We start from the raw sequence: 14940 nt of genomic DNA, 5'->3' as shown, positions 1-14940 counted from the left end.
CCAGGCCCTGTCCGGGCCTAGCTCTGGTTGAAAAAGCCCGTGGTGTGGCCGGCCGGGCCGCTGACGATCTGGTAGTCCGCGGGGGTGAGGAGGAAGACGCGGTTGGCCACGCGGTCGATCGAGCCGCGCAGCCCGAAGATCAGCCCGGCCATGAAGTCCACCACGCGCTTGGCGTCGGCCGACTCCATCGTCGTGAGATTGACGATGACCGGAACGCCCTCCCGGAACATCTCGCCGATGCCGCGGGCATCCCGGAACCCTTCCGGGGTGACCGTGGCGATCCGGGTGCCGTGGTCCCGCGCGGTCTCGTCGGCCACCCGCGCTCGCGGGTCGGTCACCCAGGAGTCGCCGGGCTCGGACCCCTCGGCGTAGTCGTCGTCGTAGTAGCGCTCGTCATCGCTGTCGTCGACGAGGCCAAGCCAGGCACTTGCCTTGCGTACCGATCCCATAGACGCCTCCTCTCCCTGATGGTGTGTACCGTCCGCCCCTCTATGGTCGTCCATGATGCGGATGGTCTGCCACGTGGATTGCGGCCGCACAGGGGATTCGTGACGTTACTGGTGCACAACGGCTGGCGCCATATCAGAGTTCCACCTGCTTATGGGGGCTGACGGAGCGATGGGTAGACTCCGCGGCGGCCGGACGGGTGACGTCGGGGACATATGGGTGAACGGGGTTCGTGGTGTTTGGCATTATCCGGCCTTGTCGGCATCGGCTGTCGGAAAACCTGCGCACCGAGTGGATGGCGCATTTGTGCGGGCTGTGCCTCGCGTTGCGGGGTGACCACGGGCAGTTCGCCCGCGTCGCCACCAATTACGACGGCCTGGTGATATCGGTGCTGGTGGAGGCCCAGGCCGGGCGGTCGGACGGCTGGCGGCGCACCGCCGGGCCCTGCCCGCTGCGCGGGATGCGGACGGCGTCGGTCGCCCAGGGCGAGGGGGCGCGTCTTGCGGCCACCGTCTCGCTGGTGCTGGCCTCGGCGAAGGTACGGGACCATGTCGCGGACGGCGACGGGGCGTTGGCCCGGCGGCCGGTCGCCGCGGCGGCCCGCCGGGTGGCCGGGCGGTGGGACCGGGCGGGGGAGCGCAGCGGCGCCGCGCTCGGCTTCGACACCGCCCTGCTGCTCGACGCGGTCGGCCGGCAGGCGGAGCTCGAGTCCCACGCGGGCCCCGGCACTTCGCTGCTGACCATCACCGAGCCCACCGAGACCGCGACCGCCGCGGCCTTCGGGCACACCGCCGTCCTGGCCGGGCGGCCCGGCAACCGGGCCCCGCTGGAGGAGGCGGGCCGGCTCTTCGGGCGGCTCGCGCATCTGCTGGACGCGGTGGAGGACCTGGCCGAGGACGCGCAGACCGGTGCCTGGAACCCGATCGCGGCCACCGGCGCCGACCTCGCCGAGGTCCGCAGGCTGTGCGACGACGCGGTGCACGGGGTGCGGCTGGCGCTCAAGGACACCGAATTCGCGGGCAAGGGCTCCGGCCGGCTCGCCCATGTGCTGCTGGTCCACGAGCTGGAGCGCGCGGTCGACCGCACCTTCGGCACCACCGGCTGTGCGCACACCGGCCACGGCTCCGGCACCCCGGAGTCCTCCTACGGGCCGCCGCAGTCGCCGTGGATCACCCCGGGCGGCCCCGGCGGCGCCCCGCCGGAGCCGCCGGGGCGCCGCCGGGGGCTGCTCGCCGGCTGCCTGGTGTGGACCGGGCTCTGCTGCACCTGCCAGGTGTGCTGCCGGGATCCGTACCACGACCCGTGGAGCGGGCAGCCGCGCGAGGGCCTGTGCCATAAGTGCGGTGACTGCTGCGACTGTTGTGACTGCTGTAGCAACTGCGGCGACTGCTGTAGCTGCGACTGCTGTGATGGTTGTGACTGCGGCTGCGACTGCTAAGACAATCCAGCCCCTCCGGCGTTTGAGGAGCGGGGGCTGGGGCCGGGCCCCCACGCGGCGGAGCCGCATACCGATGCTGGGGGAAGGGGCGGGGAGGGGTGGAGTACTGAGGTGTGTGGGAAGGCCGAAGGCGCGTGACGACGCGGATGTGCTGCGGCCACACCGGGGGAGGGAATCCGGCGGGCGCGGGCGAAGCCTCGAAAGCGCTGAGGAAGGGAGTCCCCCTACGGCAGCGGAGGCGGGCGGTCAGCCCGAACAGGACGACGACCACACTCGACCGAAGTCGATGTGGTCGCGCGTGACCAGCCGCTGCCTTGAGTTCATGGGACAAGTGGAGCAGCCATCCGCTTCCGCGTCAACCGCGGTGAGACGCGCTGCTCACAGTTCGGACAGTCTTGACAGCGCACCGTGGGGACGCCTTAACCTCTGGCCCATGTCGAGCTGAGGGGCTCGCCTGCCGAGCTGAGGGGCTCGGCCGTGTGTGAAGGCCATGCGTGTGTTCACTTCAGAACTCACGGAGCCTCCGCATGTCCGCGAACCCGGACCAGCCTTCCCGATCACCCGCCACGATCGTCATCGTCGGCGCGGGCCCGCGTGCCACCGGTCTGATCGAGCGCCTCGCCGCCAACGCCCCCGAACTGCACGGCGACGGCGCCCCGTTCGAACTGCACCTGGTCGATCCGCATCCGCCCGGCGGCGGCCGGATCTGGCGCCCGGACCAGTCCCCGCTGCTGTGGATGAACTCCATGGCCGAGGACGTCACCATGTTCACCGACGAGTCGGTGGAGCGCGAAGGACCGATACGCCCCGGCCCCTCCCTCGCCGAATGGGCCGGAAAGGTCCGCGAGGGAGAGCCGCCCGGCGCCCGCGCCCTGCCGCCCGAACTCGCCGCCGAGGCCGCCGCCCTGACCGGGCAGAGCTTCGCCACCCGACGCCTCCAGAGCGCCTATCTGCGCTGGGTGTACGAGCGGTCGGTGGCCGGTCTGCCGCCCGGGACCACCGTCCATGAGCACCGGGACCGGGCCGTACGCGTCACCGGGCCGCGCGACGGACGTCAGCAGGTGTGGCTGGAGGGGCGGACCGCCCCGCTCACCGCCGACGCCGTGGTCCTCGCCCTCGGCCACCTCGACGCCGAACCCGACGCCGAGCAGCGGGCGCTCACCGCGTTCGCCGCCGAGCACGGCCTGATCCACCTCCCGCCGGAGTTCACCGCCGACAGCGAGCTGAGCGTGCTGCGCCCGGGTGAGCCGGTGCTCGTGCGCGGCCTCGGCCTCGCCTTCGTCGATCTGATGGCGCTGCTCACCGAGGGGCGCGGCGGACGCTTTGAGCGCGGCCCGGACGGGGAGTTGGCCTACCGGCCGTCGGGCCGCGAGCCCGTGCTGTACGCGGGTTCGCGGCGCGGCGTCCCGTACCACGCCAAGATCGGCTACTCGCTGAGCGGTGAGCGGCCACCGGTGCCGCGGTTCTTCGGCCCCGCCCAGGTCGACGCGTTGCTCTCGCTCCCCGGGCGCCCGGACTTCCGGCGCGACGTCTGGCCGCTGATCGCCAAGGAGCTGGGATTCGCCCACTACCACCGGCTGTTCACCGCCCATCCGGAGCGGACGGCCGGGGAGTGGCCCGCGTTCGAGGAGAAGTACGCCGCCTGCCCGCCCGGCAGCCCCGAACTGGACGCCCTGGTCGCCGCGGCCGTCCCCGACCCGGCCGACCGGCTCGATCTCGACGCCCTCGACCACCCCCTGGCCGGGCTGCGGTTCCCCGACCACGAGGCGCTGCAGCAGGGGCTGCGCGCCCATGTCGAGGCCGACCTCGCCCGCCGGCACAACCCCGCGCACAGCCCTGACCTCGCCGTCTTCCTCGCCCTGCTCTCCGTCTACGGCCAGCTCATCCGGCTCGGCGACATCGGCGGCTGGTGGCACGGCTTCTTCAGCTACCTCGCCTCCGGCCCGCCCGGCCCACGGCTCGAGCAGCTGCTCGCGCTCTCCCGCGCCGGAGTGGTGCGCTTCCTCGGCGCCGAGACGACCGTGACCGCCGATCCGCTGCGCGGGGTGTTCCGGGCGAGCTCCGCCAGCGTGCCCGGCCCTGCCGTCGAGGCCCGTGCGCTGGTCGAGGCCCGGTTGCCGGAGCCGACCGTGGACCGCTCCCGCGACACCCTGCTGCGCTCCCTGCACCGCGACGGGGCCGCCGCCACCCCGGCCGGACTGCTCGCCGTCAGCCCCGCCGACGGCCGGATCCTGGACCGGGCCGGAAGTCCGCATCCGCGCCGCTTCGCGCTCGGCCCGCACACCGACGCCCGCGCGTCGGGCGCCTTCGCCCGGCCCCGTACCAACGCCCCCGCGTTCCGGCAGAACGACGCCACCGCGCGGGCCCTGCTGCGCTGTCTGCGCGACCTGTCCTGTCGCGCCTCGCTCACCGCCTGAGCGCCCCGGCAAATCTCACCGCCTGGGCATCCCCCGGAAGACCGTTCCCGGGAAAACCTCCGCTCTCCCCCGAAGGACCCCAAGGACCCTCCATGTCGCTGACGTCCGATCCACCTGTCGACAAAGCCGCCGAAAGCGGCGGCGCCGAACGCGAGGACTACTCCGCACTCAAGGTCGTCCCGGTACGCCACCCCTGGCGCTGGGCCGCCGTTGCCGTCACCGCCGTCCTGGTGGCCCAGTTCGCCAACGGCCTGATCACCAACCCCGGCTGGGAGTGGGACGTCTTCGCCGACTTCTTCACCACCCGGACCATCCTCAAGGCGGTCTGGATCACCATCCAGCTCACCTTCTACGGCACCGCGCTCGGCTTCGCCCTCGGGATCGTGCTCGCCTTCATGCGGCTGTCCCAGAGCCCCTTCCTGAAGTCGGTGGCCTTCACCTACATCTGGGCGTTCCGCTCCATCCCGCTCATCGTCCAGCTGCTCTTCTGGTTCAACCTCACCTATCTCTACAAGCGGCTCGACTTCGGCATCCCCTTCGGCCCCGGCTTCTTCTCCTTCGACACCGCGGGACTGGTCGGCGCGATGAGCGCGGCGGTGCTCGGACTCGCCCTCCACCAAGCGGCCTACGCGGCGGAAATCGTGCGCGGCGGAGTCCTCGCCGTCGACGGCGGACAGTTGGAGGCGGCGGCCGCGCTCGGCATCCCCCGGCTGCGGCAGTTGCGCAAGATCGTGCTCCCGCAGGCGATGCGGTCGATCCTGCCGAACGCCGCCAACGAGGTCATCTCGCTCTTCAAGGGCACCTCGATCGTCTCCGTCATGGCGATCGGCGAGCTCTTCTACCAGGTGCAGGTCATCTACGGACGCAACGGCCGGGTCGTGCCGCTGCTGATGGTCGCGACCGTCTGGTACATCATCCTGACCACCGTGCTCTCGATCGCGCAGTACTACGTCGAGCGCCGCTTCTCGCGGGGAGCCACCCGATGACCGGCATGGTCGACATTCGTTCCGTCCACAAGAGCTTCGGGTCGCTGGAGGTGCTGCGCGGCATCGACCTGGAGGTGCGCTCCGGGGAGGTGGCCGTCGTCCTCGGCCCGTCGGGCTCCGGCAAGTCCACCCTGCTGCGCGCCATCAACCACCTGGAGAAGGTGGACAGCGGCTGGATCAGCGTCGGCGGCTCGCTGGTCGGCTACCGCCGCCAGGGCGACCGCCTCTACGAGCTGCGCGAACGCGAGATCCTCAAACAGCGCACCCGGATCGGCTTCGTCTTCCAGAACTTCAACCTCTTCCCGCATCTGACGGTGCTGGAGAACATCGTCGAGGCGCCGGTCTCGGCCCTGCGCCGCCCCAGGAAGGAGGCGGTCCACAGCGCCGAGACGCTGCTCGCCCGGGTCGGTCTGGCCGACAAGGCGGCCGCGTACCCCCGGCAGCTCTCCGGCGGACAGCAGCAGCGGGTGGCGATCGCCCGCGCCCTCGCCCTGGAGCCCGAGCTGCTGCTCTTCGACGAGCCGACCTCCGCCCTCGACCCCGAACTGGTCGGCGAGGTCCTCGACGTCATCAAGGACCTGGCCCACCAGGGCACCACGATGATCGTCGTCACCCATGAGATCGGCTTCGCGCGGGAGGTCGCCGACACCGTCGTCTTCATGGACGGCGGCCGGATCGTCGAGCAGGGCCCACCGGCCGAGGTGCTCGACGCCCCGCGCCAGGAACGCACCAAGGCGTTTCTCTCCAAGGTCCTCTGAGGCCGGCGATGTTCATGAGATCACCGAGGCCCGCGAGACGACCGATGTCCACGAGACCACCGATGTCCACCCATGCAAGGAGCACCCCCGTGAAGACCCGCCGCACCCTCGTCACCGCCGTCGCCGCCCTCACCGCCGCCGCCCTGCTCGGCGGCTGCGGCGACGGCGATGTCCAGGAGACGGTGGGCTCCAAGGGCACGAAGGGCAGCACCATCAATATCGGCCCCGACCAGCACCGCGTCAGAGGGAAGAAGGTCGACTCGATCGCCGCGAAGGTGCCGGCCGCGATCCGTGCGCGCGGCACCCTGCGCATCGGCGGCAGCGCCGACGCCTCCCCGCCGCTCGGCTTCTACGCGACCGACGACAAGACCCGGATCGGCTCCGAGATCGACCTCGCCACGCTGGTCGCCGACACCCTCGGGCTCAAGGTCGACTTCCAGGCGGTCTCCTGGGAGAACCTCTTCGTCGGCCTCGACAGCTCCAAGTTCGACGCAGTCTTCTCCAATGTGACGGTCACCGAGGAGCGCAAGGAGAAGTACGACTTCGCCACCTACCGGCTGGACGATCTCGCCTTCGAGGCCAAGAAGGGCACCTCCTGGCGGGTCAAGGGCCCGGGGGACGTGGCGGGCAAGACCGTTTCGGTCTCCTCCGGCACCAACCAGGAGAAGATCCTGGTCGACTGGAGCAAGGAGAACGAGAAGGCGGGCCGCAAGCCCGTGGACATCAAGTACTTCCAGAAGGACACCGACTACTACCTCGCCCTTCAGTCCGGCCGCATCGACGCCTACTTCGGCCCGAATCCCACCTCCGCCTACCACGTCGCCTCGGCCGGCCAGACCCAGGTCATCGGCCGCTTCTCGGGCGGTGGCGACCAGGTGCAGGGCAAGATCGCGGCCACCACCAGGAAGGGCAGCGGCCTGGTCGACGCCTACGCCGAGGCCATCGACCATGTGATCAAGGACGGTTCGTACGCCAAGGTCCTGAAGCGGTGGGGGCTCTCCAGCGAGGCGGTGAAGAAGTCCGAGATCAACCCGCCCGGTCTGCCCACGCCGTGACCGTGACCCCCCACCCCTGACCGAGGAAGGCCCCGACCATGGCCGTACCGACCGGCACCCTGCACCTGGCCGCCGCCATCGACGGCGACGGGCAGTACCAGGCGCCGTACTACGTGGAGCTCGCCCGCCTCGCCGAGGAGGGCACGCTCGACTTCATCACCCTGGACGACACCTTCGGCCCTCCGGGGCCGGGTCGGGGCAGGCTCGACGCGCTCGCCGTCCTCGCGCGCGTCGCGCCCGCCACCGGGCGGATCGGACTGGTGCCGACCGTCACCACCACCCATACCGAGCCGTTCCATGTCTCCTCCGCCGTCGCCACCTTGGACTGGGTCAGCCGCGGCCGGGCGGGCTGGCGGGTCGAGGTGTCGGCGACGGAGGAGGAGGCGCGGCTGGTGGGCCGCCGCCCCGCCGCCCCGGCCGGGGAGCTGTGGGCCGAGGCGGGGGAGGTCGCCGATGTGGTGGCCCGGCTGTGGGACAGCTGGGAGGACGACGCCGAGATCCGTGACACCGCCACCGGCCGTTTCATCGACCGTGACAAGTTGCACTATGTGGACTTCGAGGGCGCGCGTTTCTCGGTGCGCGGCCCGGCCATCGTGCCCCGGCCGCCGCAGGGCCACCCGGTGGTGGCCGTCGCCGCCACCGACCCGGTGACCTGGCAGACCGCGGCCCGACACGCCGATGTGGTGTACCTCCGCGCCACCTCCCCGGAGGAGGCGGGCCGCATCCGCGACGAGCTGAAGCGCCGGGCGGTGGCACACGGCCGGGAGCCCGGCACGCTCACCGTGCTCGCCTCCATCGCCGTGGACCTGGCCGACGGGGAGGGCGCGGCCGGGAACGCCCCGCCGGTCACTCTGACCGAGACGCCCGGCGGACCGCCGCTGTACCGAGGGGGACCGGTCGAGCTCGCCGAGCTGATCACCGGCTGGCATACCGCCGACGCGGTGGACGGGTTCCACATCACCCCCGTCGCCCCACGCCATGACCTGGAGCGTTTCGTCAACGGCACCGTGGCGCTGCTCCAGCACCGAGGGCTGTTCCGCACCTTCTATCCGGGTGCGACACTCCGCGACCACCTGGGGCTTTCCCGCCCGGCCGGCCGCTACGCCCTGGAACGGGAGGCCGCCCGATGAGCAGGCAGCACAAGCAGATCCATCTCGCGGCACACTTCCCGGGCGTCAACAACACCACCGTCTGGACCGACCCCCGGTCCCGAAGCCAGATCGACTTCGACTCCTTCGAACATCTCGCGCGCACCGCCGAGCGCGGGCTGTTCGACTTCTTCTTCCTCGCCGAGGGGCTGCGGCTGCGTGAGCACAACGGCCGGATCCACGACCTCGACGTGGTCGGCAGGCCCGAGTCGATCACCGTGCTGAACGCGCTCGCCGCCGTCACCGAACGGCTGGGGCTGGCCGCCACCGTCAACGCCACGTTCAACGAACCGTACGAACTGGCCCGTCGGCTGGCCTCCCTGGACCATCTCAGCGGGGGCCGCGCCGCCTGGAACGTGGTCACCTCCTCCGACGCCTTCACCGGCGAGAACTTCCGGCGCGGCGGCTTCCTGGACCGGGCCGACCGCTACACCCGGGCCGCCGAGTTCGTCGCCACCGCCCGTGAGCTGTGGGACTCCTGGCCGCCGGACGCCACGCCCCGCCCGTTCGCCCACACCGGCCGGCACTTCACCATCGACGGCGAGTTCGGCGTGGAGCGCTCACCGCAGGGCCATCCGGTGGTGATCCAGGCCGGGGACTCCGACGAGGGCCGGGAGTTCGCCGCCTCCGCCGCGGACATCATCTTCACCCGGCATGGCTCGCTGGAGGCCGGGCGCGCCTTCTACGCCGACGTCAAGCGGCGGCTGGCGCGGTACGGGCGCGCCCCGGAGGAGCTGAAGATCATGCCCGGGGTGACCCTGGTCCTCGGCGACACCGCGGCCGACGCCCAGGAGAAGGCCGCGGAGATCCGGCTCCAGCAGGTCTCACCGCAGACCGCGCTTCTCACCCTGGAACAGATCTGGGGTGTGGACCTGTCCGGCTACGACCCGGACGGGCCACTTCCGGATATCGACCCCGACCCCGACTCGCAGTTGACCCAGGGCCGGGTGCGGCATGGCGATCCGCTGGCCGTCGCCGCCAAGTGGCGGGCGCTGTCGGAGGAGAAAGGGCTGTCCATCCGGCAGACCGTCATCGAGGCGAGCGGGCGTCAGTCGTTCATCGGCACCCCGGAGGCGGTCGCCGCACAGCTGGCGGAATTCGTCGCCGCCGACGCCGCCGACGGCTTCATCCTCGTCCCGCATCTGACCCCCGGCGGGCTCGATGACTTCGTGGAGCGGGTGGTGCCGCTGCTTCAGGAGCGCGGGGTGTTCCGCACCGCGTACACCGGTACGACACTCCGTGACCACCTGGGACTTCCCTATCCGGGGGAGCGGGGCTGAGCGGCTCGGCACCGGCCCGGCCGCGGGGATGTGACCGGCCGACGTCATAGCGGAACCCGATCGCCCGTGCGCCCGTCTCAGGGGTTACCCAGGGGATGGGAGCACAAGCCCCGGCGGCCTGAACCCGCCGGGGCTATGTGGCGTGTGCCCGACAGCCGTTCCGAATTGTCCTCTTGCGCGGTCCGCCCATGGCCACGAATACTTCCGGAAGCGCTTGTCAGGGGCACGTCGAATCGGGTCGTATCGGTCATCGACGTGCTCATTGACTGCGCCTCACGGGCCTGCCCACCCAGGCGGACCCCCGATTCCCCCGGAGGAAGAGTTGAGGATCAAGCGCAACGCCCCCCACGGTAAGCAGGCGAGACGTATCGCCCTGATCGCCGCGACCTCCGCCCTGGTGGCCGGGGCGGCGCTCGCCGCCCCCGCCGCCTACGCCGGAAGCGACGGCACCCGCACCTTCAGCGCGGCTGAGGCCAAGTCGGCGAGCAACGCCGTCCTCGAGGCCGATGTCGCGGGCACCGCCTGGTATGTCGACAAGGCGACCAACAAGCTCGTCGTCACCGCCGACGGCACGGTGTCCCAGAGCGAGATAGCCAAGATCAAGAACACCGCCGGCGCGAGCGCCGACGCGATCGAGGTCAAGCGGACCTCCGGCAAGATTCAGAAGCTGATCTCGGGCGGAGACGCGATCTACGCGGATAGCTGGCGCTGCTCCCTCGGCTTCAACGTGCGCAACAGCAGTGGGGCCAACTACTTCGTCACCGCCGGTCACTGCACCGACGGTGCGGGCACCTGGTGGTCGAACTCCGGCCACTCCACCACCATCGGCCCGACGGCCGGCTCCAGCTTCCCGACCAACGACTACGGTCTGGTCCGGTACAGCGGCTCGGCCAGCCCCGAGGGCACCGTCGGCAGCCAGGACATCACCTCGGCCGCCAACCCGACCGTGGGCCAGACGGTCACCCGGCGCGGCTCCACCACCGGCATCCACAGCGGCCGGGTCACCGCGCTGAACGCCACGGTCAACTACGGCAATGGCGACATCGTCTACGGCATGATCCAGACCACGGTCTGCGCCGAGCCCGGCGACAGCGGCGGCCCGCTCTACGCCGGCTCCACCGCCCTCGGTCTCACCTCCGGCGGCAGCGGTAACTGCACCTCCGGTGGCACCACGTTCTTCCAGCCGGTCGTCGAGGCGCTGAACGCGTACGGCGTGAGCGTCTACTGATCGGCGCCGTCCCTTCGCTGATCGTCTCCGCACCAGGCTGATCGAGAGCCCCCGTCCGGGCCTCCGGACGGGGGCTCTCCGCGCCTCCGGAAGGGGGCATTCCGCATCCCCTCCCCACTGTCCGACGGGCGGACTATCGTGGACATGTACCCCACGAGGGGCATTGTTCACGATACGGACGGCAGGTGGCCGTGATGGTCGATGCGCTCGTGACATTGATAGTGGTACTGGCTTGCCTCGGCGCCCTTGGCGCGCTGGCCGCGGCCCGGGTGGTCAAGCAGTACGAGCGGGGTGTGGTCTTCCGGCTCGGGAGGCTGCGCTCGGATATCCGGGGGCCGGGGTTCACCATGATCGCTCCGATGGTCGACCGGCTCCAGAAGGTCAATATGCAGATCGTGACGATGCCCGTGCCCGCCCAGGAGGGCATCACCCGGGACAATGTGACCGTGCGGGTCGACGCCGTCGTCTACTTCAAGGTCGTGGACCCGGCCGAAGCGCTCATCGCGGTCGAGGACTACCGCTTCGCCGTCTCCCAGATGGCCCAGACCTCGTTGCGGTCGATCATCGGAAAGAGCGATCTGGACGATCTGCTCTCCAACCGGGAGAAGCTCAACCAGGGCCTCGAGCTCATGATCGACAGCCCGGCCGTCGGCTGGGGCGTCCATATCGACCGGGTGGAGATCAAGGACGTCTCGCTGCCGGAGACCATGAAGCGGTCGATGGCCCGCCAGGCGGAGGCCGACCGGGAGCGCCGTGCCCGGGTCATCAACGCGGACGCGGAGCTGCAGGCGTCGCATAAGCTGGCCGAGGCCGCCGCCCAGATGGCCGACACCCCCTCGGCCCTCCAGCTACGGCTGCTGCAGACGGTGATGGCGGTCGCCGCCGAGAAGAACTCCACGCTGGTGCTGCCCATCCCGGTCGAGCTGCTGCGCTTCCTGGAGCGGGGTGCGCAGGAGATCCCGGCCGCCGCCCAGATGGCCGCCCGGACGGAGGGCGATGCGGAGGGCGGCGCCCCGGCCGCCGGTCCGGCCACCGCCCCGGAGCCGGAGGCCGCGCCCGCGCAGCCGGCCCAGCCCGCCCGGCAGGCGATGCCGACGCTCACCGAGCGCGAGCCGGAGCCGCGTGCCGTGGACCGGTGATTGAAGTGAAGCCCGTCTCTCCCGCCGGAGGTGAACCACCAAGGGGCCCTCGCCAAGGGGGCTCGCCAGGGGGGCTCTTGCCAGGGGATCGCGCGCGGTTGATTCGCCCGGTTTGACGGCTCGTCCGGATACCTGATTCGGTGCCCGTACACCCAGAAGGTGTGCGGGCACCGCCATGTCCGGACATGAGGCCGCCGGGTAAATTTCACGGCGATGACGCGAACGCACCCTTGTGCGCGGCCGGTGGTGGTGGGAATACTCGGCGGCGCAATTTGGCATGGACGCGCCCCTGAGTGGGGAGAAGCGCCATGTCGTTACGCCCTCCGGGCCCTGGCACCCCACTGCCGTCGGGCCCAACCCCCCACTGGAAGGCAGAGACTTGAAGCACCGCCGCATACCCAAGCGTCGTGTCGCCATAGCCGGAGCCGGCATCGCGGCCCTGGTCGCCACGGGCATCACCCTGCAGAGCGCCAACGCCGCTCCCGGTGAGACCCAGCCCGACACCCTCTCGGTCGGCGCCGCCGGAAAGCTCGCCAACACCCTCACCTCGTCGCTCAAGAGCGACACGGCGGGTGCGTACTACGACGCCAAGGCCAAGAAGCTCGTCGTCAATGTGGTCAACAAGGGTGTCGTGGACAAGGTCCGGGACGCCGGGGCCGAGGTCAAGGTCGTCAAGCACACCCTGGCCGAGCTGAGCGAGGCGCGTCAGACGCTCAAGGAGAAGGCCACCATCCCCGGCACCTCGTGGTCGGTGGACCCCAGAAGCAACAAGGTCGTCGTCACCGCGGACAGCTCCGTCAAGGGCGCCCGGATGGCCACCCTCGACAAGGTCACCGACGCGCTCGGCGACAAGGTCGAGGTGAAGCACTCGGCCGGTAAGTTCTCCACCTTCATCGCCGGTGGCGACGCCATCTGGGGCAACGGCGGGCGCTGCTCGCTGGGCTTCAACGTGGTCAAGGGCGGCCAGCCGTACTTCCTGACCGCCGGTCACTGCACCGAGGCCATCAGCAGCTGGTCGGACTCGCAGGGCGGCGAGGAGATCGGCACCAACGAGGGCAGCGACTTCCCCGGCAACGACTACGGGCTGGTCAAGTACACCAAGGACACCGACCACCCGAGCGCGGTCGACCTCTACAACGGCAGCACCCAGGCCATCTCCAAGGCCGGTGACGCCACGGTCGGCCAGAAGGTGACGCGCAGCGGTTCCACCACCCAGGTGCACGACGGCGAGGTCACCGGCCTCAACGCGACCGTCAACTACCAGGAGGGGACGGTCGAGGGGCTGATCCAGACCACGGTCTGCGCCGAGCCCGGCGACAGCGGCGGCGCGCTCTTCGCGGGCGACACCGCGCTGGGTCTGACCTCCGGCGGCAGCGGTGACTGCTCCTCGGGCGGCGAGACCTTCTTCCAGCCGGTGCCGGAGGCGCTGCAGGCGTTCGGCGCCGAGATCGGCTGACCTGGGACGCGTTTCGCTCCCGCGGTCCGCTCCCGTGTGAACAAGAGCAGGCCCCCGGACACCCGTGGACGGTGTCCGGGGGCTTTCCCTTTGCCGTGCTCAGCCCGTTGTGCTCAGGCTGTTGTGCTCAGGCTGTTGTGCTCATTGCCGTGTTCGGTGGTCGTTCAGCCGGTCAGAACTCGAAGACCAGCGTCGGGGCCGCGCTCTTGAAGCAGTTGTTCGCGAAGGTGTGCTCGTACGACACCCGGCGACCGTCCCAGATCCCCTCGGCGGTGACCGTGATGGGGTGCCACTCCTTGGTGCACACCCGGCCGGGCTCCGCGCCGGTGCGCAGCTGGCCGAACGTGCCGCCCACGGAGCGGAGTTCGGCGCATGCCTTGGCGGGGGCCGGGTGGGTGCCGGTGGCGGTGGGGCGACAGCTCAGTGTCACCGCTCGCTGGACCTCGGTCGTGGCCGCGTCGTCCCCCCAGCCGACGGTGAGGACCAGCGCGGAGGGCGGGTACAGGCTCTGCGGCTTGGCGGGCTCGGCGCTCGCCGTGCCGCTCGTGCCGATCCCCAGCACAGCGCTCACGGCCAGAGCGGCTCCGAGCCCGATCGCCCCAGTAGTCTTCCGCATTTCGAACACTCCCTTGCTCGTCGTTGCAGATACCGGACGGAGTCTTACGTGGTGCGCGTCAGGAACGCACGTCGATCGAGCACTTCCGGTCGCTACAAGTAGTCGTTCGGTGGCTTATTGTCGCGCGCGGGAGATGGCCGGGCGCGGAACGGCGCGTGGCGACCGGGTGCGCGACAGCGCGCGGTTGCGCCCCCCAGGGGACCCCGGCGCCGTTTCGCGCCCCCGGTGGATGGCGTGCTCAGCGAGGTGCCCGAGGCGCTCAAATCGATTCAAGGGCGCTCAGGTGAGCAGGGCCGAGTGATGTCCGTGATGCCTCTGGGGTGAGGGCTGCCGCGTACCCCGCGAGAGCGAGAACCTGCCAGGGCAAGCTGGCCGGTGGTGGCCGCTCTAGCCCAGCTCGCCGCTCAGGGCCCCGGCCTGCCGGCCCCAGCCGTAGCCGCGCCCCACGCGCAACCGCAGCACCAGCCGCCGCTCGGCCACCATCGCGGTGCGGAATTCCTCCCAGTCCGGATGGTCGCCCTGGATCGCGCGGTAGACCTCCACCAGCTCATCGGCGGTGGCGTCATGGGGGTCGGTGGCGACCGGCGTCAGCTCGGCATCGCCCTCGGCCACCAGATAGGAGGAGTGGTCCTCGCTGGTGACGTAGAAGCTCGCACGCGGATCGCGGCGCAGATTGCGGGTCTTGGCGCGGTCGTCGGTGGCCGAGATCCGGATGAGGCGTGTCGCGGGGTCATAGGTGAAGGCGACATTGGAGAGCTGCGGCCGCCCATCGCGCTTGAGGGTGACGAGCGCGCCGGTGCGCTGCCCCCGTAGCAGGTCGAGCAGGGATCCCTCCGTCATGGTGATCAGCATACGCGCGGGCCGGTGACCGGCCCATGGATTCGACCGACCGGCTTCCGTGCGTCGCGTTCGCAAGGCGACGCGCGGGATTAAAGGGTGTTTTGGGTGCTTATGGTGGAGAAGGGAAACGCG

General features: G+C 70.8%; 13 protein-coding genes. 10 read left to right on the top strand and 3 right to left on the bottom strand.

The genetic code is table 11. The features are described 5' to 3' along the window. Positions 1-17: 17 nt before the first annotated feature. On the bottom strand, positions 18-449 hold the full coding sequence (locus CGL27_RS12830) for a cell division protein SepF (protein WP_119986705.1): 432 nt from the start codon (positions 447-449) through the stop codon (positions 18-20). A gap of 233 nt (positions 450-682) precedes the next feature. On the opposite strand from CGL27_RS12830, the gene CGL27_RS12825 reads away from it, so the two are divergent. The 10 genes from CGL27_RS12825 to CGL27_RS12780 all read left to right on the top strand — a co-directional run bounded on the left by CGL27_RS12825 (position 683) and on the right by CGL27_RS12780 (position 13352). Then, positions 683-1885: a DUF5685 family protein gene (locus CGL27_RS12825; RefSeq protein ID WP_078647317.1), complete on the top strand. Its 1203-nt coding sequence runs from the start codon at positions 683-685 to the stop codon at positions 1883-1885. Positions 1886-2412: 527 nt separating this feature from the next. Beyond that, the gene (locus tag CGL27_RS12820) at positions 2413-4302 is read left to right on the top strand and encodes an FAD/NAD(P)-binding protein (RefSeq protein WP_119986703.1); all 1890 of its coding nucleotides are present in this window, start codon (positions 2413-2415) and stop codon (positions 4300-4302) included. Between the two features lie 92 nt (positions 4303-4394). Then, the gene (locus CGL27_RS12815; RefSeq protein ID WP_078640661.1) at positions 4395-5288 is read left to right on the top strand and encodes an amino acid ABC transporter permease; all 894 of its coding nucleotides are present in this window, start codon (positions 4395-4397) and stop codon (positions 5286-5288) included. A 5-nt stretch (positions 5289-5293) separates the two neighbouring features. Next, the gene (locus tag CGL27_RS12810; RefSeq protein ID WP_203348719.1) at positions 5294-6046 is read left to right on the top strand and encodes an amino acid ABC transporter ATP-binding protein; all 753 of its coding nucleotides are present in this window, start codon (positions 5294-5296) and stop codon (positions 6044-6046) included. An 89-nt stretch (positions 6047-6135) separates the two neighbouring features. Then, positions 6136-7101 carry an ABC transporter substrate-binding protein gene (locus tag CGL27_RS12805; RefSeq protein WP_119986699.1) on the top strand — a complete coding sequence of 322 codons (966 nt, stop codon included), beginning with the start codon at positions 6136-6138 and terminating at the stop codon, positions 7099-7101. A gap of 38 nt (positions 7102-7139) precedes the next feature. Continuing rightward, positions 7140-8231: an LLM class flavin-dependent oxidoreductase gene (locus tag CGL27_RS12800; protein ID WP_119986697.1), complete on the top strand. Its 1092-nt coding sequence runs from the start codon at positions 7140-7142 to the stop codon at positions 8229-8231. Further along, positions 8228-9529, top strand: coding sequence for an NtaA/DmoA family FMN-dependent monooxygenase (locus CGL27_RS12795; RefSeq protein ID WP_078640657.1), 1302 nt, complete (start codon positions 8228-8230; stop codon positions 9527-9529). The genes CGL27_RS12800 and CGL27_RS12795 overlap by 4 nt, the downstream gene beginning before the upstream one ends. A 322-nt stretch (positions 9530-9851) precedes the next feature. Next, positions 9852-10757, top strand: coding sequence for a S1 family peptidase (locus CGL27_RS12790; RefSeq protein ID WP_078640656.1), 906 nt, complete (start codon positions 9852-9854; stop codon positions 10755-10757). 194 nt (positions 10758-10951) lie between these two features. After that, complete coding sequence (locus CGL27_RS12785) at positions 10952-11896, top strand: slipin family protein (protein WP_119994368.1); 945 nt, start codon at positions 10952-10954, stop codon at positions 11894-11896. A gap of 379 nt (positions 11897-12275) precedes the next feature. Further along, the gene (locus CGL27_RS12780; RefSeq protein WP_078640655.1) at positions 12276-13352 is read left to right on the top strand and encodes a S1 family peptidase; all 1077 of its coding nucleotides are present in this window, start codon (positions 12276-12278) and stop codon (positions 13350-13352) included. Between the two features lie 172 nt (positions 13353-13524). On the opposite strand, the gene CGL27_RS12775 is transcribed toward CGL27_RS12780, so the two are convergent. After that, complete coding sequence (locus CGL27_RS12775) at positions 13525-13968, bottom strand: subtilase-type protease inhibitor (protein ID WP_119986695.1); 444 nt, start codon at positions 13966-13968, stop codon at positions 13525-13527. Between the two features lie 387 nt (positions 13969-14355). Further along, positions 14356-14808 carry a PPOX class F420-dependent oxidoreductase gene (locus tag CGL27_RS12770; RefSeq protein ID WP_240450482.1) on the bottom strand — a complete coding sequence of 151 codons (453 nt, stop codon included), beginning with the start codon at positions 14806-14808 and terminating at the stop codon, positions 14356-14358. Positions 14809-14940 lie beyond the last annotated feature (132 nt).

Source organism: Streptomyces sp. 11-1-2, from assembly GCF_003595545.1.
GTDB lineage: Bacteria > Actinomycetota > Actinomycetes > Streptomycetales > Streptomycetaceae > Streptomyces > Streptomyces hygroscopicus_B.
This window is presented reverse-complemented; position numbering and strand designations above follow the sequence as displayed.